The sequence below is a fragment of the Micromonospora sp. ATLC16 genome, assembly GCF_057196645.1.
The window spans coordinates 1-22,521 of record NZ_JBXUOW010000074.1 but is presented as its reverse complement, the minus strand read 5'-3'; the positions used below and the strand labels follow the sequence as shown (position 1 = coordinate 22,521).

The window sequence follows — 22,521 nt, the reverse complement described above, 5'->3', positions numbered from 1 at the left end:
CCGCCGCCCGCCTCGACCAGGCGCTGGCCGAGCGGGCCGCCGCCGCGTCCGCGCTGCGCCGGAGCGCGGCAGAGCGATCGCTGCCGGTCGACCGGCTCGACGACACCGCCGAAGCGGTGAGCCGCTTCGAGAAGGGCGGGGTACGCCTGGAGGGCGCACGGACAGCCGCCGCGCGTGCCACCGAGCAGGAGGATCAGGCACGGCAGCGGCACGACGAGGCAGTCGACCGGCTCACCGCCGGGGCGGAGACCGCACGCACGGCCCGTGCACGGCACCAGGAGAAGGCGGAGGCGTACCGGACGTTGCGCGACAGCGTGGGCGCCGACGCGGAACGGGTGCTGGCCGACGTGGCCCGAACCGCCGACGCGATCATCGAGGCGGAGCAGGCCGTCGAGCAGGCTCGCACCTCACTCGGTGCCGCCCGGGAGCGGCGGGTCGCCGCGCTGACCCGGGTGGAGCTGGGTGAGCAGGCCCTGGTTGCCGCCGTTGCCGAGGCGCAGCACGACGCCCAGCGGCTGCGCCCGTACGCCCAGCCGGACCTGCTGGGCCTGCTGCGCTGCCCCACCGACCTGCGCTGGCCGGCGCAGACTACGAACGACGACCTGCATCCGCAGGTGGCAGCCCTGCACGAGGCGATCCTCGCCGCCACCCGCGAGCTGAGCCCCACCGAGACGTCGCTGAAGCAGAGCGCCACCCGGCTCACCACCGCGCTGACCGACCTGCAGGCACAGCTGCCCGCCGCCGGCCTCGACCACCGGCCCGAGTGGGACACCGACGACGGGGTGATCGTGGTCCGGGTCGCCGACGAGCAGGGCCTCACCCCCGTCGCCCACTTCGCCGACCGGATCAACCGCGAGCGCCGCGACCAGGAGCAACTCCTGACCGACTCCGAGCAGCGGGTGCTGGAGGACGCCCTGCTCGGGCAACTCGCCCGGCAGATCCACCACCGGACCATCGAGGCCCGCGACCTGGTGGCGGCGATGGACGGTCAGATGCGCGCCCGGCGCATGTCTTCGGGGCTCACCGTCGGCGTCGGCTGGCGGCTCGCCGACGACCTCGACGCCGAGCAACGCGACGTGTGCAAGCTCCTCGAACGCGACCCGGCCCGGCTCGGGCCGGCCCAGCTCACCACCATGCGCCGGCACTTCGCCGCCCGGATCAAGACGGCGCGCGCCGCCGCGCCCGAACGGCCCTACCGGGAACTGCTCAGCGACGTCCTCGACTACCGGCAGTGGCGCACGTTCGCGTTTACCCTGCACCGGCCCGGCGGCGGCACGGAGGCGCTGACCCGGGCCCGACACAGCCAGCTCTCCGGCGGCGAACAGTCGGTCTCCCTGCACCTGCCGCTGTTCGCCGCCGCCAACGCGCTGTTCGGCTCGGCGCGACCCGACGCACCCCGGCTGCTCGGCCTCGACGAGGCGTTCGCCGGCGTGGACGACACCGGCCGGGGTGAGCTGATGGCGCTGGCGAAACAGTTCGACCTGGACCTGTTCATGACCGGCTACGACCTCTGGGCCACCCACCCGGCGGTCAGCGGTGCCGCCCACTACGACCTTTCCCACTCCGCCGTGGAACACGCCGTGTCCACCGTGCTGCTGGTCTGGGACGGCTCGACCAACATCGCCGACTTCGACGGAACCCTGGCCCGTGCGCTCGGCTCCCCGCAGACCCGCCGCGCCCCCGGTGGTCACGGCGAAACCGACCGGACCGGCGTCCTGCTCGACCTCGCAGACGAATGACCGACGAGCGCGGCGCGCGGCCGCCGGACCGCTCCGCCGCACTCCCGTCGCTCGTGTCGACCGGGCGGCACCGGCCGGGCGGTCCGGCGGACCTCGTGGATCAGCCCGGCTGGCGGCGGTTGCTGGCGGCCGCCCGGCGCAGCCTGGAACGCACCGGTGGCCGGCTCGACACCACGGTGACGCTCGCCACCCCCACTGACGACGAACGTCTTGTGATCATCGGCATCACCGGCACCCACCGGTCCGCCACGGCGGCCCGTCTCAGCATCCGGCTCAGCGACGTGGACGAGCACCTACGCGCCGCGCACGGAGTCGGCGTGATCGAGGTGCTCGCCGCGACGGCCCCGCTACGTAACCGACCGTCCGACCTCAAACGCGAGGCGGTGGCCCGCGACGCCGTCCTCGCTGTGGCCAACGACGGCCGACACGCCGACAGCGCGTGGTACGCCGAATGGCTCGACGGCCTACGCCGCGATGGCACCCTGACCCGCGTCGTCCGCACCGGACTGCCGTTCGAGGACGTGATCCGCGTCTTGGACGCACTGCCCGCGGCCGACGAGCCGATACCGGTCTTCGCCGACCGGGTGCTGGAGGACACGAAGGCCCTCACCGACGGGCCGCTGCGCGGGCTCGTCCTTCGTGCCGTCGCCACCTGGCAGCAGGCGGCGCTCCCGGTCGACGGTGAGCGGGAACGGGCGTTGTGGGAGTCGGTCGGTCTGGTCCCGGACGACCTCGCCAGCCAGGTGCTGGTGCTCAACGTACCGGCCACCGGCGGGCTGGTCGGGCGGTGGCTGACGGAGTCCGCGCAGGCGGGTGTGCCGATGCGGGTCACCCTGCACCAACTGCGCCTGGCACCGCTGGCCCTGACCTGCGGCGAGGTCTATGTCTGCGAGAACCCCGCCGTGCTGCGCGCCGCCACCACCGCGCTCGGGACCCAGGCCCCACCGCTGATCTGCACCGAAGGGGTGCCGTCGGTCGCCGTTCACACGCTGCTGTGCGCCGCTCAGGGAGCGCTGATCCGGTGGCGCAACGACTTCGACTGGACCGGCGTACGACTGACGGCGGCGGCTCTCCAGCGGTATCCGGGCGCGGTTCCGTGGCGGATGACCGCGGCTGACTACCTGCCGGCGGCGGGCACCGGCACGGCACTGCTCGGTACGCCCACTCGGACGCCGTGGGACGAGTCGCTGAGCGAGTCGATGCGGCGTACCGGCCGAGCGGTGATGGAGGAACGGCTGCTCGACCGGCTCATCGCCGACCTACGGGCGGTCGGAGCCAGATAACGGCAGGCAGGTGCTGCTCGTTGGATGCCGCAGATCGAAAATACGGCCGTTATTTGTGACGCCGTGCCCACACCGCACCTGATCCCCGGCCGCGCCGCCGTGCAGGTCGACGCGACCAGAGCAGGTACGAAGTCGACGCGGTGCTCGAGAACCGAGCTGGTCAGGTGGTCGGGATCGACGTCAAGGCAGCCACCACCGTCGGATCCGACGACTTCCGCGGGCTACGCCGACTCGTCGACCGACTCGGCGACGACTTCATCGCCGGCATCGTCCTCCACACCGGAACCTCCACGCTGCCATTCGGCGACAGGCTCCGCGCCATGCCGGTCAGTGCCCTGTGGCAGGCTCCCGTCCCGACAGAGGCGGTGACGACGGAGCGGGCATGACTCCCCGCGTCCGCCGCGACCGTGATGCGATGGCCTCACGGAGTGACTCCGCAGGTCCTTCCGCTCCCGACGCGGTCAGTCGAGGGTGAGCCGTAGCTCGGCGTCGTACCAGCCGTCGGAGGCACACCAGCCTCGCAACCGGCAGCGGTGCGTCCGGGTGCCCTCGACCGCCTCTGCGTACGCCTGCTCGTGGTTGGTCGGGATTCCGGCCCGGGTCAGGTCCGTCAGCCGCGGTGCGCCCATCGGATCGTCGGCGGCCACGATGAACGAGCCGTCCAAGGTGCCTACCAGTTGCTGAAGTGCGCGGTGCAACGGCTCCACCGCACCGATGTCCGGCCGGTGGTGGGGGTCGACACCGTCGCGCAGGAGCAGCAACGCCCCGTCGAGCACTGTCACCGCTGCGGAGGCTGACTTGCCGCTGCTGTCGGCGTGGAAGAAGTGCAGTACCGGGAAGGCCAGATGTCGTTCGCCGAGTCGGACGAGTTCCGGGGTGAGGCTGGTGAGGTGCTGGGTGAACATGGGGGCGAACTGCCCGTCGGCCCAGCCTCGGCGGACGATGTCGGCCGGATCGGCGCCCAGGGCGCTGACGTGACCGGCGATCGTGCGCTTGTCGACCACGGCGGACACCACCTGCATGAGGTAGGTGATGCCCAGGGTGACCAGGAACAGGCCGGTGAGCACGGCGCCGTTCGTCGCGAGCTGCGCACCCGTGGTTCCCGGCGTGTAGTCACCGACGCCGAGGGTGAAGATCGAGAACCCGGTGTAGTAGAACCTGGACCAGGCGTCGGCGGGACGGCCGAACTGGTCGAGCACCAGTTCCGGGGCGGCATTGAAGACCAGGAACCAGCCGAGCCACAGCCCGGTGACCCAGGCCGCGAAGGTGGCCACCAGCACGCTGGTGCCGGACCAGCGCAGCAGTCGGTGCCGGCGAGGCCCACGGCCGGCGAGTCCGCGGATCAGACGCCACACGCCCTGCGACACGTGTCGGGTGAGCCAACCGGCCCCTCCCGTGAGTGACAGCGTCGTCTGCGCCGCGTCCAGCAGGACCGCCCCCACCACCAGCAGCCCGGCCGAAACCCACAGCACACCCATCGTGCCACCCCCACAACGCCCGGCATCTCGACTCGGAAGACGCTCCGTCCGAATCAACCTCAGGCATGGTGCCCACCTGCGCAACTTGGGAGGTCGGGCCTCTGCCCGGGCCGGAGGCAGTGACGGCCACGCCCTCGTGGGCTAGGCCGACGCGATGGGGCGATCCACCGCACCTCCTGTCACCGCCCGCCGCCCTCCACCGAGCCGTCCCCCCTCCCACCTCGCCCCTGTCCAGGCGGAGAATCAACGCCCGATGGGGACCACGTACGGGAAGGAGTCGGAGCGGGCGTCCTTGTTCGTATCAGGGGTGAGGCCAGAGTTGATTCCCGTGTTGACCGCGAGCGACAACATCACCTCGGGGGCATTGTCGGCAAGCGTCCGGCCGTTGACCTTCGCGAAGCCATAGTTCGCGGGCGTGCCTACCTCGTAGGGCAGCACGTCCGGGTAAACCCAGCGCGCCACGTTCCAGCCGTACGCCTCGGGGTCCTCGGAGGTGCCGTTGGCGGCTACGGTGCCGGCAATCGCCTTGGCGATATGGTCCCCGTCCTCCTTCAGGTCGTCGCTTGGGTGACGAGTGTTCGCCGGGTTGGAGAAGTCGGTGTCGTGGGGCCAGAAGATGGGCCACATCATCGGGCGGCCGGCACGGTTGATCTGCCGCCAGCCGCCAGCATCCGTGGCAAGCTTGGTGACGGCCCACACACCGATGGTCGTGCCATCTGCAAAGGCCGACTCCTCAACGATCTCCAAGACGATCGAATCGACGGTGGTGTTGGCGAAAGTGTTCTTCGCCTTCTCTGGCTTCCACGTGGACCGGTCCAGCTTCGCGCCCTTGGCGACAGCGCCGTTGACGGTAGCGAGCAGGTCCAGGTCGACGTAGAACGGGTCGGTGATTCGCCCGGCCCACACCCGAAGTCGCTGCCCGACCACCACCTCCTCGCCGGTGCGGCCCTGTGCCACCACCAGGCCCGTCGCGGTGTCGTCGCGGGCTTCTGCACCGGTAAGCACGGACAGGGTCAGGTCCTGCCCACGACCGTCGAACTCACCAAAGGTGAAGCGGTAGGTCAACTCCTCCTTCGTCGAGCCGTTGATGAGGAGCTTGAACTCGTACCGCCCCTCATGGTGGAAGCCCGGCTGAAGGTCGACGTTCGTGACCGAGCTGTTCACATCCATCACCAGTACAGCCCCGCGTTCGCCAGGGAAGACGAACAGGTCGTCCAAGTACAGCTGCCCAGTCTGGGCCGCGTGTGGGGTGTCGAGATGATGCGACATCGTTGGCTCCCGAAGTGATGCTGTGACAAGACAGCCCGAGGCTAAAGCCTAGAAACCTCACCAACTATGGGATTACGCGCATATCACCGGCAAGAGGACGAAAGCCACGTCAGCCGGACGCCCGCTACCTCCAAGCCCTGGAAGAGATCTTCCTGATCAAGCGGATCCCCGGCTGGTCCCGCAACCTCGGCACCCGCTCCACCGCCGCGCCGGCGAAGCCCTCAGCTGGACGTGGCGGAGGTCAGGCCGCCGCGCGGCTGGGCCACGTCCTCCTCGATCGCGGCCTGGCAGTTCTCGGCGGCGCTGACCTTCCGGGCGATCACTCCGATCAGCACTCCGTAGATCACCTTCGAGGTGATGTCGGCCAGTGTGTAGGTGATCTGCCGCGCCACCACCCCGTCGGCGGAGTCCCACATCGCCGGCATGAGATAAGCCCCGGGATAGAGCGTCCAGGAGACGAGGATCAGCCACCACACGGACCGGGCCGGCCCACGGGCGGCGCGGGGCAGCCGGCGCAGGTTGCCGAAGATGAGGCGGGCCACCAGGGCGAGCAGGAACAGGAAGAAGACGGCGCTGACCAGACCCCAGATCCAGAACGGCCAGGACCTGTCCATCTCGTAGAACTGCCCCGCATAGCCGGTGTAGATCATCGCCAGGCCGGCGGCGACGAACAGCGCCCAGGTGCGGTGGAAGCGCTGGCCGGTGACACCGAGCACCACCAGCAACTGGATCAGCAGCACGGGCACGTCGATGGACCAGTTCATGTACCGGTAGCCGTTGGAGAACAGGGTGTCGGTGTTGACGAACGCGCTGCCGTTCCAAGCGAACGCCTGGGACCAGCGCTGCGACAGCACCCAGAGTTCGAAGAACGCGGAGATCATGACCACTGCTGAGAGCACCGAGGCGAGCCGGTACCGCGGAGCGATACCGGACATCGTCAGCAGGAAGTAGACGAGCCCAGCCGCCATGACGGCGTAGCCGAGGGTCAGCACGTGCGAGACCAGCGTGTACTGGATGACGTTGTAGCCGAACTCGTTCTCGAAGTTCATGCCGCTGGCCCGCCTTCCCACCGGGATCGTCGCCGATTGCGGAACGTGGTGCCGCGTCTCCCGCGATCGGGCTTATTCCCCCTTGTACCCCAAAAGCATTCACATCCATCCTAAGCTGACATCAAGGGAGCGGTCCCTCATTTCCGAGAGCCGGGCTTGGCTAGGGAGTTGCCGTGGAGTTCTGGCTGTGGTTCTACGTCGCCGCCATGGCGGCCGGTGTCGCGCTCTTCCGCTCCTGGCGGGCCGACCCCAAGGGCATCCCGCCGGTGGAGTACGCGGTCGCCACGGCCATTCCGCTCTGGTCGGGATTCTGGTACGTGGTGATGGCAGTAGGCGGCGGTCGGACCGCCGTCGCCGACCAGACGACGTTCTGGGCCCGGTACGCCGACTGGGTGGTCAGCACCCCGCTGCTGCTGATCGCCCTCTCGCTCACCGCGATGCACGCGTTGCCGGACAAGCGATGGGGACTGGTACGCGCGCTCGTCGCCGCCGACATCATCATGATCACAAGCGGCTTCCTGGCTGACCTCATGGAGAGCCCGACCTGGCGATACGGCCTCTACTTCCTCGGGGTGGTGGCCCTTGTGGTGGTCTTCGGGCTGATCTGGGGACCGCTGCGGGCCACCGCAGCCCGGCAACCGGCCCCCATGTCGAGGGTCTTCACGCAGGTGGCGCTCCTGCTCAGCGTGCTCTGGGTCGGCTACCCGCTGATCTGGATCCTGGGGCCGTCCGGGTTCGGGCTGTTCGGGGACACCACCGACACAGCCCTGTTCGTGATCCTGCCGATCCTGTCCAAGGTCGTGTGGAGCGCGGTCGACCTGGGCCTGCTGCGGCGCCTGTCCGACCGCGGCCTACTCACCGTCGCGTGACCCCGGCCTCCCGTCAGGTCGTCCGGCCGGTTCGATCTCCGCCCGACGACTGGCTACTGCGCCGGGTCGGCCGCTCGGGCCCGATCGCACTGACTGGCCTCACCTGCCTGGGCCTGCTGTTACCGGGCGTGACGGCCTGGGCGGGAACCCTTCCGCTGCTCGTGGGCCTGCTGATCGGCCTGCCACACGGCGCCGTTGATCATCTGGTACCGGCCTGGATCTCCGCCAAGGCCCGGCCGCTGCGGAGCACCGTCGGGCTGCTGCTCGCGTACATCGTGACGGCCACCGCCACGGTTGCGCTGTTCCTCTGGGCACCCGTCCCCGCCTTGACCGGATTCTTGGTCCTCACGGTGCTGCACTTCGGTACCGGTGACGTGGCCTACCAGGCCGAGCGGGACGGGCAGCCGCCCGTCCGTTCCCCGCTCGCCGTCCTGGCGTACGGCGGGCCTCCGGTGGTGCTGCCGGTCGCGCTGTGGCCCGGCACGGTCGATCCGCTGCTGGACGCGGTCGCGCCTGGCGCCTCGACCGCGTTCACCCCGGCCGGCCGGCTGGTGGCGTTGTCCGCCGTGCTGTTGGCGGCCCTGGTGACCGGACTTCGCGAGCTGACCATCCGTCGTGGCGACGATGTGGCGGCACTCGGAATCCTCGTCGCCGCCTTCGCGCTGGTGCCGCCGCCGCTGGCGTTCGGCGCGTACTTCGCGGCCTGGCACTCCGCCCGGCACATCGCCCGGCTGCTGCGCGCCGACCCGGGTAACAAGCACCGCCTGGCGATGGAACGGCTGGGCGGACCGGTCCGCAGGTTCGCCCGGCAGGCGACGTGGCCCACCCTAGTGGCCTCCGCCGGCCTGCTCGCCCTGCTCGCCATCGGCGCAACGTCGACCGCCAACGAAACAACCGCAGGCCCGTTCGCAGCCGACCCACTGCAGGTGGTCTTCGCCGTGCTCGCCGGGCTCACCGTTCCGCACGCGGTAGTGGTCGCCCGGCTCGACAGTCGGACGGCGACGGGGCAAGTCACAGCTTCCAGTGCGGCGCGGTCGAACATTGCCGCACGATGACCGCCACCGCCGGAGCAGGCATGAACCGGCACCAGCCACGAACCACACCACCGCGCTTCGGGGAGTTGATGCCGCCCGTTGAGCAGGCCCCGTCATGGCCCGGCCCAGGATCGTCATCGTCGGCGCGGGATTCCCCGGCTTCCACGCCGCCCGCCGCCTGGCCCCCGTCTCGCGCGGCACCGCCGACGACGGTCGGCTGGGCCGGGTCTCACCCGGTCTCCGGGTCGCCACCCGGCTCGCCCTCACCGATGCGCCGGCTGCATCGCTGCGGGCTGCATCGACTGCCGGTACGCTGCAGCGACGGCCGCAGCCCGTTCTCGCGTGCTGTGGCCACCTTCATCCAATAGGCGAACCACTTACCGATCCCTCGCACGGACAGCTGAAAGGCGAGCCGACACCATGACGGCGGTACCAGGTGAACTGCCCGCTGCTGAGAGTCCGTCGGGCACCAGTCAAGCAGCGGAGGATCTGCGGACGCTGTTCGGGCAGTCCATTGCCGTCTTCGCATCGCTGGTGGGGCCGGAGCACCTGGTGGAGGCGGCCAATCCGGCGTTTGTCGCGGCCACCGGCGAGCAACGGGCCCGCACCGGCGTACCGCTCGTCGACGTGCTGCCCGAACTGGCCGCTCAGGGCTTCACCGCCCTGCTGGACGAGGTCTACCGCACGGGTGAGCCCGACACCCGCCGGGACGTGCGGGTCGTGCTGGGCACCGAGCCGCACGCGCGGGAGGCGTACTTCGACTTCACCTACGAGCCGCGCCGGGACGCCGACGGCCGCGTGTTCGGCATCCGCGTGATCGGCGTGGAGACCACCGGGGTCAAGCAGGCCCAACGGCTGATGGCCGAGCACCGTGCCCTGCTGGAGCAGATTGCCCGTCAGGCGCCGCTGACCGAGGTGCTCGACGGGATGGCGCGCAGTATCGAGAATCTCGCGCCGCAGGAGGTGCTCGTCTCCGTGCTGCTCGCCGAACCTGATGGTCGGCACCTGCGGCACGGTGCCGCCCCCAGCCTGCCGGCCTTCTACAACCAGGCCATCGACGGGATCGCCGCCGGTGAGGGCGTCGGATCCTGCGGCACCGCCGCGCACCGGCGGGAGTCGGTGATCGTCACCGACATCGCCGCCGATCCGTACTGGGCCAACTTTCGCGACCTGGCCGGGCGGGCCGGACTGGCCGCCTGCTGGTCCACGCCGATCCTTGCCCGCGACGGCAGCCTGCTGGGCACTTTCGCCATGTACCACCGCACTCCGCGCGTGCCGCAGGACACCGATCTCGCCCTCGCCCGGGTCTTCGCCGGCACCGCGGCGCTGGCCATCGAACGCCACCACATCGAGCAGGCGAAAATCGCCGCCGAGGCGCGCGCCAGGGCAGCCCACGACGAACTCGCCAAGGCGGTACGCGCGGAGCGGGGCCTTCGTGCCGAGGCGGAGCAGCGCGCCGCCGCCGCCGCGGAACTCAATGCCCAGATGCGGGCCGCCGCCGCCGCGCAGGCCGCCACGCCGCACCCGGAGACCTGCCAACTCGGCGGCGCCGAAGCGTGCACCGCACCGGCCGAGATCAAAATCGCCGATTCGTGGGGCGACTCGGCGTGGGGTTGTCCGCGCCATGTCGAGGAGGCCATCCTCAACGTACGGGCGGTCTTCATCGCCAGCGAGGAACTCGGCGGCCTGGCCGCCTACCTAAACCGCTGACCCGCCGTTCCGCGCCCCTCGTCATCGGGTCGAGGAACGTTGGCGATGCACGCCGAGTCATATCACGGTGAGTCATCAACTCGACACACCTCTACCCGGTCGGGCGGCGGGTCATCAACACTTCTCCCATGGAGAGCAGTGGGCGTGAGCACAGTGACGAGCGTTTTGAGAAGGTGGCCGAGAAGACCTCCGAGACGGTGACCCACGCGGCCAGCGTGCTGGAGGAGGAACTCGCGGCGGGCATTGCCAGCGCGCGGCGGCTGGAGGAGAAGCTGAGCGCCGACCGCCGGGTGGACCCGGAGGCGTTCGACGACCTGGTGACGCGGGTCCGCACCGACGGGCACGCGCTTATCGACACCGTGGTCGCGCAGTTGAATACCTCCGACGACCAGCGTGGTGAGGTCATCCGCCGGTACACGTCGGACGCGCACGACACCCTCGACGGCGTGCTCAACCTGGCGCGGCTGGTGCCGGACATGGCGAACGGGCTGATCGACCGGCTCAAGCCGGAGGCCACGCAGCGGCCCGCGCCCTCGGACCGGTAGCCGGACCACCGACGTGGCGGGCGGCCATGTCACGCACATGCTGGAGCGCTATCGCTCCCTCGCGATCGACGCGCTCCTCGCCGCCGTACCCTCGGGCGGCCCGCATTACCTCTATGACCTGGTGAGCGAGTACCCGCGGCGTTGGGGGAAGGGGCTGCGGGCCGCCCTCTGCCTCGCAGCCTGCCAGACCTTCGGCGGCACGCCGTCGGTGGGGCTCAACGCCGCGGTGACCGTGGAACTGTTCCACAACGCGTTTCTGATCCATGACGACATCCAGGACGAGAGCGAGCAGCGGCGCGGAGCAGAGACCCTGCACGGCGAGTACGGGGTCGGTGTCGCCCTCAACGTGGGTAACATGACGAATCTCCTCGCGTTGCAGCGGCTCGCCGCCAACCGCCAGGCCCTCGGCTCGGGGATCGCGTGGCGGCTGTTCGACGAGACCCAACTCATGCTGCGTCACTCGTTGGAGGGGCAGGCGATCGAGGTCGGCTGGATCCGGGACAACGTCTGCGACCTCGACGCGGACGACTACTACCGGATGTGTCTGAAGAAGACCTCCTGGTACACCTGCATCTACCCGTGCCGTACCGGCATCTTGGTCGCCACCGGTCAGCATGACGCGGTCGACGTCCTCGACCGCTATGGCTGGTACCTGGGTGCCGCGTTCCAGATCCAGGACGACGCGCTCAACCTCGTGGGGGACTTCGCCCGCTACGGCAAGGAGATCGCGGGCGACCTCTGGGAGGGCAAGCGGACGCTGATCCTCATCGACTTCATGCGGCGGTGCACCGAGGAGGAACGCGAGCGGCTCGTCGCGTTCCTGCGCCGGACCCGGGCGCAGCGCACGGCGACCGAGGTGCGTTGGTTGCACGGCCGCCTGCTCGCCTACGACTGTGTCGAGTCCGCCCGCCGCAGCGCGCGTGACCTGGCCGACGCCGCATTTCGAGAAGGACAGCGGGCGTTGGGGCCGGCGGCCGAGACCGAGGACGGGCGGTTCCTGCTCGGCCTACCCGAGTACGTCGTGGAACGCAGCCGGTAGCGACTCCCCCGCCACCGAGCGCCAGGGCAGCTCGGTGGCGGTGACGGCCCTCTCGGTCAGCGGGGCTGTGCCACCGAAGTCCTTCGCCGAGGTCAACGACGGCGGCCACGCCGGGTGCCGTCGAGGTCAACCGCCGAGGGTGGCCAGTTCCGAGACGACGACGTTGGTCAGTGCCCGTCCGTCCCGGCGGACCTGGCGGAGGTACCACTTCTGGATCGGCGCGTGGGTGGACTTCGCGAACTGCCAGGGCCCGCGGGGGCTGTTGAGCTGCCCGAGGCCGGCGATCGCGGCGTTGATCTGCTCCGGGGTGGGGTTCGTGCCCGCTGCGGCGATCGCCCGGTCCAGCACGGCTGCCGCGTCGTACGACGCCATAACGATCGAGGTGGGGACCCGGCCCGGATAGGCCGCGTTCCAGGCGGCGACGAATTCCCGGTTGGCCGCGTTGTCGAGGTCGGGTGAGTAGTTGAGCCCGTTGTAGATGCCCTCGGCCGCATCGCCCTGCTCGACCAGGCTCGCCGGCTCGGTCACGAAGCCCGCCGCGTAGAGCGGCAGGTCGGCGACGGGGGATTCGGCGTACTGCTTGACGAAGGTGATGGCGTTCTGTGCGTCGAAGAAGCAGTAGACCGCCTCCGCGCCGGACCCGGCGATCTCGTTCAGGTACGGGCCGAAGTCCTTGGTGACCGGGAACGGACTGAAGACGGCCTTGCCGCCGGGGTTGGCCAGCCGGCCACCGAGGTCGGTGAACGTCTTGACGAAGCCGCGCAACTCGTCGCGACCGCTCTGGAAGTCCGGCCCGATGGCGTAGACCCGGCCCTGCCCCACCTCCTGCTTGACGAACGGCGCCATGGCCACACCCGGCTCCACGGAGATCAGGTTGGTGTGCCAGATGTACGTCACGTCGGTCAGCGCCGGCCGCCCCAGGGCACCGACCAGCGGGACCTTGTGCTTCTCGATGAGTGGCAGGATGGCGGCCACGCTGCCGCCGTTGATGATGCCGGTGATCGCCGAGACGCGATCCTGCTCCAGCAGCTTCGTGGCGGATTCGACTGTCACGTCGCGTTCGTATCCCTCGTCGGCGACGATCAGCTCGGCCGGATGGCCGCCCAGCTGCCGGCCACGCATGTCCAGGTAGAGCTGGAAGCCGTCGCGCAGCTCGGAGCCGGGTGCCTCAAGCGACCCGGCCAGGGCGGTGATCATCCCGATCCGGATGGTCTGCCGTTGCGATTCCGACCCGCCGTCACAGGCGGCGGTGGCGGCGACCAGCACGCCGGTCAGCAGGGCAGCGACGAGTCGACGGGCGGGGTGGCTGGCGCTCACAGCATCCCCAGCAACTGGGAACGCACCGCCGGGGTCAGCACCTCACCCATCCGGTTCGCCAGGTCGGTCATCTCGTACGAGACCTGGCCCACGTCGCAGATCGGGGAGGCCAGCACGAGCAGTGAGGCACCGTCGCTGAACGACATGCAGAACATGAAGCCGCCGTCCATCTGGGTCACGTTCGAGATCACCGCCCCGGCCTGGAAGAACCGGGCAGCTCCGACGAGCAGGGCGATCAGACCGCTGCCGGTGGCGGCGAGCTGATCCGCCCGGTCGCGGGGCAGGCCGTGATTGTGTGCCAGGACCAGTCCGTCGGTGGAAATGGCGAGGGCATGACTGACCTCAGGAGTACGGTTCACGAAGTTCTGCAACAGCCAGCTCAGGTCGTTCGGGCTTGTCACGACGTCACTCCAGATCGGGGAGGGGTGGACGGTCAGCGTCAGAAGGAGTTGGGGGCCTGGCGTCCGGCGACGCCCTTGGCGTAGGCCGACATGGCCGCCGCCACAGTTGCCGGATCCAGCTTCCGCTTCGGGTCCGCGCTCGGTTGTGGCGTCTCGGGAACCAGATGCGGCTGCGGCACCCGGCGTGGCAACCCGACCTGGGTGGACGGTGCTGGAGCGGCGCTCGCCCACCTCTCACCGGCATCGACCGGCCAGGTGACGGCCACCGAGTCACCGTCGAGGGCGGTCTTGAACCAGCCGTTCACCGTCGGGCCGGACGGCAACCGCACCGCGGCGGGTTGCGGCTGGGCTGCCGGCTGGAACAGCGGTGCGGGTACGGGCGGCGAGGCGACGGAGTTGGGCGGTGCCGGGATGGTCGCGCGTACCGCACCGACACCGACCGGGACCCGCCCGGCATTCGGCGCGGGATTGCCGGCGCCGGCCACGGGGAGGCTGGCGCGGGTCCCAGAGGTCATGGCCGGACGTCCCCCTCCGGCGGAGGGACGGCCCCGGCCCAGTTCGGAATCCACCGGCTGCGGCTGCTGCACCGGCCGGCGTACGACGATCGACGCCGGCAGCGTGATCTCGGCCACCGTGCCGCCCCTCGGCCCGGGACGCAGCTCGACCCGGACGGCGTGCCGCGCGGCGAGCCGGGCGACCACGGTCAGACCCATGGCCCGCACACCCGACACGTCGACCGACGACGGGTTGGCAAGCGCCATGTTCAGTTGCTCGCACCGCTGGGCGGAGAGCCCGACGCCCTGGTCCACTACCTGCACGATGGCCCGGTCGGAAAGCGCGTGCCCGGTGACCACCACCTCGGACTCCGGCGGGGAGTACCCGGTCGCGTTGTCCAGCAGTTCGGCGACCAGATGCACGATCTCGTCGACCGCGGTACCGGCGATCGCGAGTTCCTTGTCGACGGTGCCGATCCGGACCCGGGTGTAGTGCTCGATCTGGGACAACGCGGCCTGGATCACGTGGTCCAGCGGAACCGGCTCCTGGCGTACCCGGGAGATGCCGGAACCACCGAGCACCAGCAGGCTCTGGTTGATCCGGGCCATCCGGGTCGCGAGATGGTCCAGTTGGTACAGCTGCTGGAGACGTTCGGGGTCGGCCTCGTCGCGCTCCACCTCGTCGACCTGAGCGAGCATCGCGTCCACCAGCCGCTGTTCACGTCGTGAGAGATGGACGAAGATCTCTGCGATGTTGGCCCGCATCACCGCCTGTTCGCCTGCGATCCGGACCGCTTCCCGGTGCAGTGCCCGGGTCGCGGTGGCCACCTCGGCGATCTCGTCGGAACCGGTGATCCGGAATTCCGAGACGGAGCGGTCGGCCACCTCGTTGGGTTGCACGCTGCCGGGTGGGGCCGCGCTGAGCTCCCGGACGACGGCCGGTAGCCGGTCGTACGCCACCTTGGTCACCGTGTTCCGCAGCGACCGCAGACGGCGGGTGATCCGCCGCGCCACCACACCGGTCAGTACGGCGGTGAGCACCAGGACCAGGAAGATGCCGACGCCCTGTAGCAGGGCGTTGCGCAGCAGTTGCCCGCGTTCGGTGGACACCCGGTCGGCGACGGCGGCATCCAGGTCGCTCTGGATCCGGAACATCTGGCTGACCCAACCGTCGGTGGCCTCGACCCAGGCGTCCGGGTCGACGGCGAGCCGTCCACCGGGCAGCGTCCGGCCCACCTGGTCCTGCAGCCGTTGTGCGGCGACGACCTGGGGATCGGTGCCGATCTGCTCCCAGTTGGCCGCCCAGCCTGGTTCGGCGAGGGCCAGGAAGGCGTTGGTCGCCTCGGCGTATCGGGCCTGGGCGCCGACGATCTCCTGCTGTCCGGCCGGGGTCAGTTCGCCCCCGGCGAGGCTGCGCAGCACGATGACCTGAAGCTGACCGATCGCCTCGCCGGCCTCGGAGACCGCCGCCGCGGCCCGAACGTCGTCGGCGATGTTCGTCGAGGTGTCGGTGGCCACGGACGCACGGAAGGTGAGCAGGTCCGCGACGAGGATGCGGTAGCTGAAGGCGATCGCGGACAGGGTGGCGCGAGGGCTCGATCGGACCTGCTCGCGTACCGAGCCGAGCGCCGTCAGGCCGGCGTCGATCCGTTGCAGGGCGGAGTTTCCGGTCGACACGTCGTTCCTGCGTCGCTGGAACTCGACGATCTCGGCGTCGGTCTGGGCGACCTGGTCGTCGAAGGCGGCGCTGGCGGCCTGGCTCTGGGTGGTCACCTCGACCGCGGCGATCACCCGTTCGGCCTGTAGCGCACGGGCGAGCGCGCCGGCCTGGGTGGAGAGTGTGACGACGTCGTGCACGGTGCCCGCGTTGAGCACCTGCCGGACCGTACCCTCCAGGGCCAGGCCGGCGAAGGCCACGACTGCGATCAGTGGTACGGCGACCAGCAGCCGTAGCAGGCGGACGATGCTGCCCCGTGCCAGCCATCCCCGGCGCGCTTCGGCATGGGTACGCACTGCGGCTGCCGCTGTAGCACGTGTCACCGGCGTACTCAGCCCCCTTGCCTCATCGACGTTTATTCAGCGCAAACCGACGTACCGGTCGGTTACATGGTGGAGGGTGGGCGTGCCTGCCCACGCCAGAGCGCCATTCCTACCACGTTGTATCGGTTCACCTCTAGATCCCTACTCGCCCGCCGGCGGGTTGACTGACGTCTCGGACATGAACCGGAGGCATGAAAGCGAAACTTGTCCGGCCGGTCATTGGACATGAATGACCGAAAGAGCGAGGTCAGATCTGGCTCGATCATGTTACAGCCCATAAATACCCCCCGGGGGTATATGGTGGTGTCGGGAGGCGATGACATGTCCCACGGCGACACCCAGCACCATCCGGAGCAGCACGGGCACGACAAGCACGCCGGGCACGATCCTGCGGCGTTCCGCCGCAAGTTCTGGCTCAGCCTGGCACTGACCGTGCCGATCGTGGTCACCAGTCACATGGTGATGGACTGGCTCGGCTACGAACTGGACTTTCCCGGGATCGGCCTGGTGGGCCCGGTGCTCGGCACAGTGGTCTTCGGCTACGGCGGCTGGCCATTTCTTCAGGGCGCGGTACGCGAGATCCGGGACCGGGCGCCGGGCATGATGCTGCTGATCGCGATGGCGATCACGGTTGCCTACGTGGCATCGCTGGCCACCTCGTTCGGGGCTTTCGACCTGGACTTCTGGTGGGAACTCGCGGCACTGGTGACGATCATGCTGCTCGGGCACTGGCAGGAGATGAAGGCGATCGGCCAGGCCCGGGGCGCTCTGTCGGCGCTTGCCGCGCTGCTGCCGGATGATGCCGAGCGACTCGACCCGAACGGAGCACCGCACCGGGTGACGGTGGCCGACCTGAGCGTCGGCGATGTGGTCCTGGCCCGTCCGGGCGCCCGGGTTCCGGCGGACGGCACCGTGGTGGACGGTAACGCCGAGGTGGACGAGTCGATGATCACGGGCGAGTCGCGTCCGGTGTCGCGCGCCACCGGCGACCAGGTGGTGGCCGGCACGGTGGCCACCGACGCGGCGCTGCGGATCAGAATCGAGGCGGTCGGGGACGACACCGCGCTGGCCGGCATCCAGCGGCTGGTGAGCGAGGCCCAGCAGTCCAGCGGTCGGGCGCAGGTGCTGGCCGACCGGTTCGCCGCCTGGCTGTTCTACATCGCCACCGCGACCGCCGTGCTGACCCTCGTGGTCTGGTCGCTGCTGGGCACTGTGGACGAGGCCGTGGTGCGGACGGTGACAGTGCTGGTCATCGCCTGTCCACACGCGCTCGGACTGGCCATCCCGCTGGTCATCGCACTATCCACCGCGGTGGCCGCCAAGGGCGGCATCCTGGTCAAGGACCGACTGGCCCTGGAGCGGATGCGCACCGTCGACGCGGTGCTGTTCGACAAGACCGGCACGCTGACCCGGGGCGAGCACGTCCTGACCGATGTCGCCGCCGGCACCGGCACGACCGAGCAGGATGTTCTCGCCATCGCGGCGGCGGTCGAGGCCGACAGCGAGCACCCCCTCGCCCGGGCGATCGTGACCGCCGCCGCCGACCGGAGCGACCAGCGGGCGGCGTCCGGATTCCACTCGATGACCGGTCGCGGCGTACGCGCCGAGGTGGACGGGGTGACCTACGCCGTCGGCGGTCCGGCGTTGTTGCGGGAACTCGACGTCACCGTGCCGGACGATCTCGACGAGCACCGGCAGGACTGGTCGCGTCGTGGTGCCGCAGTGCTCTACCTGCTGCGGCTCAGCGACGGCGGCGCCGTCCTCGGCGCCCTCGCATTGGCCGATCAGGTTCGGCCGGAGGCCCGGCAGGCCGTCGCCGACCTGCGGAGGCAGGGCATCCGCAAAATCATGATGATCACCGGGGATGCGCGCCCGGTCGCCGAGGCGGTCGCCGCCGACCTCGGCTTCCGCGCCGGTGAGGACGAGGTCTTCGCCGAGGTACTGCCGGCGGAGAAGGACGACACCGTGACCGGGTTGCAGCAGCGTGGACTGCGGGTGGCCATGGTCGGCGACGGGGTGAACGACGCGCCCGCGCTGGCCCGCGCGAACGTCGGCATCGCGATCGGCGCCGGCACCGACGTGGCCATCGAGTCGGCCGGGGTGGTGCTCGCCTCCTCCGACCCGCGCGGCGTGAGCGGCGTGATCCGGTTGTCCCGGGCCGCGTACCGGAAGATGCTCCAGAACCTGGCCTGGGCCGCCGGCTACAACGTGGTCGCGCTGCCACTCGCCGCCGGGGCACTGGCCTGGGCTGGCGTGGCGCTGAGCCCGGCGGTCGCCGCCGTGCTGATGTCGGCCTCCACCATCGTGGTCGCGCTCAACGCCCAACTGCTGCGCCGCGTCGAGCTGCGCCCACCGGATTGAACACCCGTCAGGGCAGCTTCGTACAAGACCCGGGCACGCCTGCGGGCCCAGACTCGGCAGCATGGAAACCGTCACCGAGCCCGTACGCTTCGACACCAAGATCGCAGTCCTGCTCCGCGACGACCTGCCGACCTGGCAGCGACTCAACATGACCGCGTTCCTGGTCAGCGGCATCGGTCAGGCCGTGCCCGAGGTGATCGGTCAGCCGTACGCCGACGCCGACGACACGCCCTACCTGCCCATGTTCCGGCAGCCGGTGCTGGTGTTCGCCGGCACGAAGGAGACGGTGACCGCCGCCCACCAGCGCGCCGTGGCCCGTGGGCTACCGCTGGCTGTCTTCACCTCGGACCTGTTCCGGACCGGCAACGATCGGGACAACCGGGCGGCGGTGCGCGCCGTCGGCCGCGACCACCTCGACCTCACCGGGCTGGCCGTGTACGGACCGAAGAACGCCGTGGACAAGATCCTCAAAGGGGCTCGGATGCACCCGTGACCCGGCGGTGACGGGTGTACTGGCCGGGATTGAAGCCGAGGATCCGCTTGAAGTGACGGCTCAGGTGTGACTGGTCGTGGAAGCCGGCCGCGGCGGCTGCCTCCCGGGCCGGTACGCCCTCGCGCAGCAGTCGTCGGGCCAGATCCACCCGGCGGGAGATCAGATACTGGTGCGGGCCGATACCGAAGGCCGCGGAGAAGGCCCGCACGAGGTAGGTCGGGTGAGCATGCACCAGACCGGCCGCCTCCGCCAGGGTCAGTCCCACCACGAAACGCTCGTCGAGCAGGTCACGTAGCCGCCGGGCGATCCGTGGATCCCGCAGCGGGGTTGCCACCGGCGTACGGCGAACCAGCCGCGCCCGCAGCCGCTCGACAATGAGTGTGAGATGCACCTCGGCGGCGAACTCGTCACCCGGCTCGGTCAGCCGCGCGTGCAGCAGATCGATCCGCCGACGCAGGGCTCCGTCATCGAAGGTCGGTCGGTCCACCGCCTGACCGGCCAGTTGTCCGTCGAACTGCCCGGGGTCGAGATAGAGCACCCGCTTGCGGAACCCCTGCGTGGTGACCGGGGAGCCGTTGTGCGGCACGTTCGGCGGCAGCAGCGTGACGACCTGCCGGAATGCGCCGTGCTCGTGGCGATCCAGGTCGTACCGGACAACACCCTCGTCGACCACGAGCAACGCCCAGCTGTCATGGGTGTGCATCGGGTAGGCGTGGTCGGTGAACCGGGCGTGCAGCACCTCCGTGATCCCGCTGACCGCAGGGGACCAGACCCGTACCTGCTGACGCCGGGACACGGTCGAACTGTAACCGCTCCGCCACACCGGCCAGGCCACCAGAACGTCTGTGGCCATGACCGGCGCGGCTTCCACCACCCGGGGCGACGACAGGCGGTCGCCGACGGTGGGCGGAACTTTTCGGCCGCACCGAACGACAAACCCCTGTGACGTCGATCTTCGAGGGGAACTTCATGCCCAGCACCCTGCCCCGCCGGCTCCTGCGCCCGGCGGTCCTGCTCACCGGGGCCACGCTCATCGTCTCCCTGGCCGCCTGCGGGTCGTCCGGGACAGAGTCGTCGACCACGCCCACGCCGTCCGCCACTGCCTCCGCCGAAGCCACCGTCGAGGCCGGTGTGCTGGGCGTACGCGATCCGTGGGTGAAGGCCGCCGACAAGGGGATGACGGCGGCGTTCGCCACGCTGGTCAACGACGGCGAGACCGACGTCACGATCACCAGTGCCGCCACCGACCTGTCGCCGATGGAGCTGCACGAGATGGCCATGACCGACGGCAAGATGGTGATGCGGGCCAAGGAGGGCGGCATGGTGATCAAGGCGAAGAGCGAGTACAAGCTGGAGCCGGGCGGTGACCACCTGATGTTGATGAAACTCGCCAAGCCGGTGCAGGCCGGTGACGAACTGACCTTCACCCTCACCTTCGCCGACGGGCGGACTCAGGCGTTCCGTGCGGTGGCCAAGCCGTTCACCGGGGCGCAGGAGAGCTACGCCCCCGGGCACGGGGAGCCGATGCCGGACATGCCGACCAGCCCCAGCCCGGCACCGTGAGGCCCACCAACCGCCCGGTGAGCCGGCGTGGCCTGCTCACCGGCGGCGCCCTGGCCGCCGGTGGCACGCTGGCCGGCGCTGCCGCGGTGGCCAGCACCCGCACCGAGCCAGCGGAACGCCCGCCGGAACGCACGCCGGTGGCGGGCGTCGGCGAGGCGGTCGAAGCGTTCCACGGCAAACGGCAGGCCGGAGTCGTCAACGAACCGCAGGCGCACGCCGCGTTCGTCGCCTTCACCCTGCGCCCCGGCACCGACCGGGCCGATCTCGGGCGGCTGCTGCGGCTGCTCTCCGACGACGCCGCCCGGCTCACCCAGGGCCGACCCGCGCTCGCCGACACCGAACCCGAGCTGGGGCTGCTGCCGGCCCGGCTCACCGTCACCTTCGGCTTCGGCCCGGGCCTTTTCACCGCCGCCGGCCTCGACGACCGCCGCCCGCCCTCGGTGGTCGACCTGCCCGCGTTCCCGATCGACCGGCTGCAACCCCGCTGGTCGGGCGGGGATCTGCTGGTGCAGATCTGCGCCGACGACCCGCTCACCGTGGCACACGCGCAGCGGGTCCTGGTGAAAGACAGCCGACCCTTCGCCACCGTGCGCTGGGTGCAGCAGGGTTTCCGGCGGGCGGCCGGCGCGGAGCCGGGCCGGACCCAACGCAATCTCTTCGGCCAACTCGACGGCACCGCCAACCCGAAGCCCGGCGCACCGGTGGAGACCGCGGTCTGGGTCACCGACGGGGCGGACTGGCTGCGGGACAGCACCACCCTGGTGGTGCGGCGGATCAGCATGAACCTGGAGACCTGGGACCTGCTCGGTCGCACCGACCGGGAACTGGCCGTGGGGCGGCGGCTGGACACCGGTGCTCCGCTGACCGGCACGCGCGAGCACGACGAGCCCGACTTCGCCGCCCTCGGCCCCGACGGGCTGACGGTCATCCCGGACTTCTCGCACCTCACCCGGGCGCACGTCACCGACGACCGGTTCCGGATCCTGCGCCGTCCCTACAATTACGACGGCGTACCCGCTGCCGACGGCACCGCGGACAGTGGACTCATCTTCGCGGCGTACCAGGCCGACATCGCCACCCAGTTCCTGCCCATCCAGCGGCGGCTCGCCGAGCGGGACCTGCTCAACGTGTGGACCACCCCGATCGGCTCGGCCGTCTTCGCCGTCCCGCCCGGCTGCCCGGAAGGTGGCTGGGTCGGTCAGCAACTGCTCGACTGACGAGGAGAATGACCGTCATGTCCCGTCACCTGCGCCGGCCGCTCGCCGCCGCCCTCGCCGCAACGCTGGCCGCCACCACCCTGCTGATCGGGCCGGTTGCCCCGGCGTACGCCCACAACGCGCTGCGTAAGGCCACTCCTGCGCAGGACGCCAAGCTGAAGAAGGTGCCGACCCGGATCACCCTGGAGTTCCTTGAGAAATTGAACCCGTCGTTCACCACCATCACCCTCAGCGACGCCGACGAGCAGCAGGTGACCACCGGCGAGCCGGAGGTCAGCGGCACCAAGGGCACCGTCGCCATCGACTCGCCGCTGACCAACGGCGTCTACACCGTCGCGTACCGGGTGGTCTCCAAAGACGGACACCCGGTGCAGGGGTCGTACAAGTTCACCGTCGCCGACCCGACGGCCACCACCGCACCCAGCCCCAGCCCCAGCCCCAGCCCCAGCCCCACGGTAAGCGAGCCGGCACCGACCACGTCGGCCCCGAGCGCCGAACCGACCGCCGCGGCCGCCAGCCCGGCCGCGAGCAGTTCCTCCGGCGGTCCGGGCACGACGGCGCTGCTGGCCGGCGGCGGGGTTCTGCTGGCTTTGGTGGCCGCCGCGGCGGTGCTCCTGCTG

The 22,521-nt window shown here is 70.3% G+C and carries 19 protein-coding genes and 1 pseudogene; 13 read left to right on the top strand and 7 right to left on the bottom strand.

Features of this window, described 5'->3' with window-relative positions; all coding sequences use genetic code 11:
• The 3 genes and pseudogenes from AC2CHE_RS23010 to AC2CHE_RS23000 form a co-directional block, all read left to right on the top strand.
• Positions 1-1,739 (top strand): SbcC/MukB-like Walker B domain-containing protein (locus tag AC2CHE_RS23010; RefSeq protein ID WP_484506935.1); only part of this gene is annotated, 1,739 nt, incomplete at its 5' end.
• The gene (locus AC2CHE_RS23005) at positions 1,736-3,022 is read left to right on the top strand and encodes a TIGR02679 family protein (protein WP_484506934.1); all 1,287 of its coding nucleotides are present in this window, start codon (positions 1,736-1,738) and stop codon (positions 3,020-3,022) included. The genes AC2CHE_RS23010 and AC2CHE_RS23005, both read left to right, overlap by 4 nt.
• 110 nt (positions 3,023-3,132) lie before the next feature.
• Positions 3,133-3,408: pseudogene (locus AC2CHE_RS23000) on the top strand (hypothetical protein); the annotation flags it as partial.
• 75 nt (positions 3,409-3,483) lie between these two features.
• On the opposite strand, the gene AC2CHE_RS22995 reads toward AC2CHE_RS23000, so the two are convergent.
• From AC2CHE_RS22995 to AC2CHE_RS22985, 3 genes are all read right to left on the bottom strand, one after another.
• Positions 3,484-4,500, bottom strand: coding sequence for an ion channel (locus tag AC2CHE_RS22995; RefSeq protein WP_484506933.1), 1,017 nt, complete (start codon positions 4,498-4,500; stop codon positions 3,484-3,486).
• A gap of 243 nt (positions 4,501-4,743) precedes the next feature.
• Positions 4,744-5,769: a DUF4331 family protein gene (locus AC2CHE_RS22990; protein ID WP_484506932.1), complete on the bottom strand. Its 1,026-nt coding sequence runs from the start codon at positions 5,767-5,769 to the stop codon at positions 4,744-4,746.
• 221 nt (positions 5,770-5,990) lie between these two features.
• A complete protein-coding gene (locus AC2CHE_RS22985; RefSeq protein ID WP_484506931.1) occupies positions 5,991-6,818 on the bottom strand; it encodes a bacteriorhodopsin in 828 nt (275 codons plus the stop codon).
• Positions 6,819-6,991: 173 nt separating this feature from the next.
• On the opposite strand from AC2CHE_RS22985, the gene AC2CHE_RS22980 reads away from it, so the two are divergent.
• The 5 genes from AC2CHE_RS22980 (at position 6,992) to AC2CHE_RS22960 (ending at position 12,015) form a co-directional block, all read left to right on the top strand.
• Complete coding sequence (locus AC2CHE_RS22980; RefSeq protein ID WP_484506930.1) at positions 6,992-7,687, top strand: bacteriorhodopsin; 696 nt, start codon at positions 6,992-6,994, stop codon at positions 7,685-7,687.
• Positions 7,684-8,742 (top strand): Brp/Blh family beta-carotene 15,15'-dioxygenase, encoded by a 1,059-nt coding sequence (locus AC2CHE_RS22975; RefSeq protein WP_484506929.1) that lies wholly within the window; start codon positions 7,684-7,686, stop codon positions 8,740-8,742. Before AC2CHE_RS22980 ends, AC2CHE_RS22975 begins: the two co-directional genes overlap by 4 nt.
• Before the next feature lie 399 nt (positions 8,743-9,141).
• Complete coding sequence (locus AC2CHE_RS22970; RefSeq protein WP_484506928.1) at positions 9,142-10,431, top strand: GAF domain-containing protein; 1,290 nt, start codon at positions 9,142-9,144, stop codon at positions 10,429-10,431.
• A 128-nt stretch (positions 10,432-10,559) separates the two neighbouring features.
• Positions 10,560-10,976 (top strand): hypothetical protein, encoded by a 417-nt coding sequence (locus AC2CHE_RS22965; protein WP_484506927.1) that lies wholly within the window; start codon positions 10,560-10,562, stop codon positions 10,974-10,976.
• Between the two features lie 37 nt (positions 10,977-11,013).
• Positions 11,014-12,015 carry a polyprenyl synthetase family protein gene (locus tag AC2CHE_RS22960; RefSeq protein ID WP_484506926.1) on the top strand — a complete coding sequence of 334 codons (1,002 nt, stop codon included), beginning with the start codon at positions 11,014-11,016 and terminating at the stop codon, positions 12,013-12,015.
• Positions 12,016-12,141: 126 nt separating this feature from the next.
• Here the strand turns inward: AC2CHE_RS22960 and AC2CHE_RS22955 are convergent, their stop codons facing one another.
• From AC2CHE_RS22955 to AC2CHE_RS22945, 3 genes are read right to left on the bottom strand one after another with little or no spacing between them, the layout of a single operon-like run.
• Positions 12,142-13,332 carry an ABC transporter substrate-binding protein gene (locus AC2CHE_RS22955; protein ID WP_484506925.1) on the bottom strand — a complete coding sequence of 397 codons (1,191 nt, stop codon included), beginning with the start codon at positions 13,330-13,332 and terminating at the stop codon, positions 12,142-12,144.
• Complete coding sequence (locus AC2CHE_RS22950) at positions 13,329-13,733, bottom strand: roadblock/LC7 domain-containing protein (RefSeq protein ID WP_484506924.1); 405 nt, start codon at positions 13,731-13,733, stop codon at positions 13,329-13,331. Before AC2CHE_RS22950 ends, AC2CHE_RS22955 begins: the two co-directional genes overlap by 4 nt.
• Positions 13,734-13,771: 38 nt before the next feature.
• Entirely contained in the window at positions 13,772-16,267 is a 2,496-nt protein-coding gene (locus AC2CHE_RS22945; RefSeq protein ID WP_484506923.1) for a sensor histidine kinase, read from the bottom strand.
• 321 nt (positions 16,268-16,588) lie between these two features.
• On the opposite strand from AC2CHE_RS22945, the gene AC2CHE_RS22940 reads away from it, so the two are divergent.
• Both AC2CHE_RS22940 and AC2CHE_RS22935 read left to right on the top strand, forming a co-directional pair.
• Entirely contained in the window at positions 16,589-18,628 is a 2,040-nt protein-coding gene (locus AC2CHE_RS22940; RefSeq protein ID WP_484506922.1) for a copper-translocating P-type ATPase, read from the top strand.
• 61 nt (positions 18,629-18,689) lie between these two features.
• On the top strand, positions 18,690-19,121 hold the full coding sequence (locus tag AC2CHE_RS22935; protein WP_484506921.1) for a DUF2000 family protein: 432 nt from the start codon (positions 18,690-18,692) through the stop codon (positions 19,119-19,121).
• Here the strand turns inward: AC2CHE_RS22935 and AC2CHE_RS22930 are convergent.
• Positions 19,096-19,917: an AraC family transcriptional regulator gene (locus AC2CHE_RS22930; protein ID WP_484506920.1), complete on the bottom strand. Its 822-nt coding sequence runs from the start codon at positions 19,915-19,917 to the stop codon at positions 19,096-19,098. The two genes, AC2CHE_RS22935 and AC2CHE_RS22930, sit on opposite strands and share 26 nt — an antisense overlap.
• 173 nt (positions 19,918-20,090) lie before the next feature.
• On the opposite strand from AC2CHE_RS22930, the gene AC2CHE_RS22925 reads away from it, so the two are divergent.
• From AC2CHE_RS22925 to AC2CHE_RS22915, 3 genes are all read left to right on the top strand, one after another.
• Positions 20,091-20,684 (top strand): copper chaperone PCu(A)C, encoded by a 594-nt coding sequence (locus tag AC2CHE_RS22925; protein ID WP_484506936.1) that lies wholly within the window; start codon positions 20,091-20,093, stop codon positions 20,682-20,684.
• A gap of 17 nt (positions 20,685-20,701) precedes the next feature.
• On the top strand, positions 20,702-21,901 hold the full coding sequence (locus tag AC2CHE_RS22920) for a Dyp-type peroxidase (protein WP_484506919.1): 1,200 nt from the start codon (positions 20,702-20,704) through the stop codon (positions 21,899-21,901).
• Positions 21,902-21,918: 17 nt separating this feature from the next.
• On the top strand, positions 21,919-22,521 hold a 603-nt coding region (locus AC2CHE_RS22915; RefSeq protein WP_484506918.1), incomplete at its 3' end, for a copper resistance CopC family protein.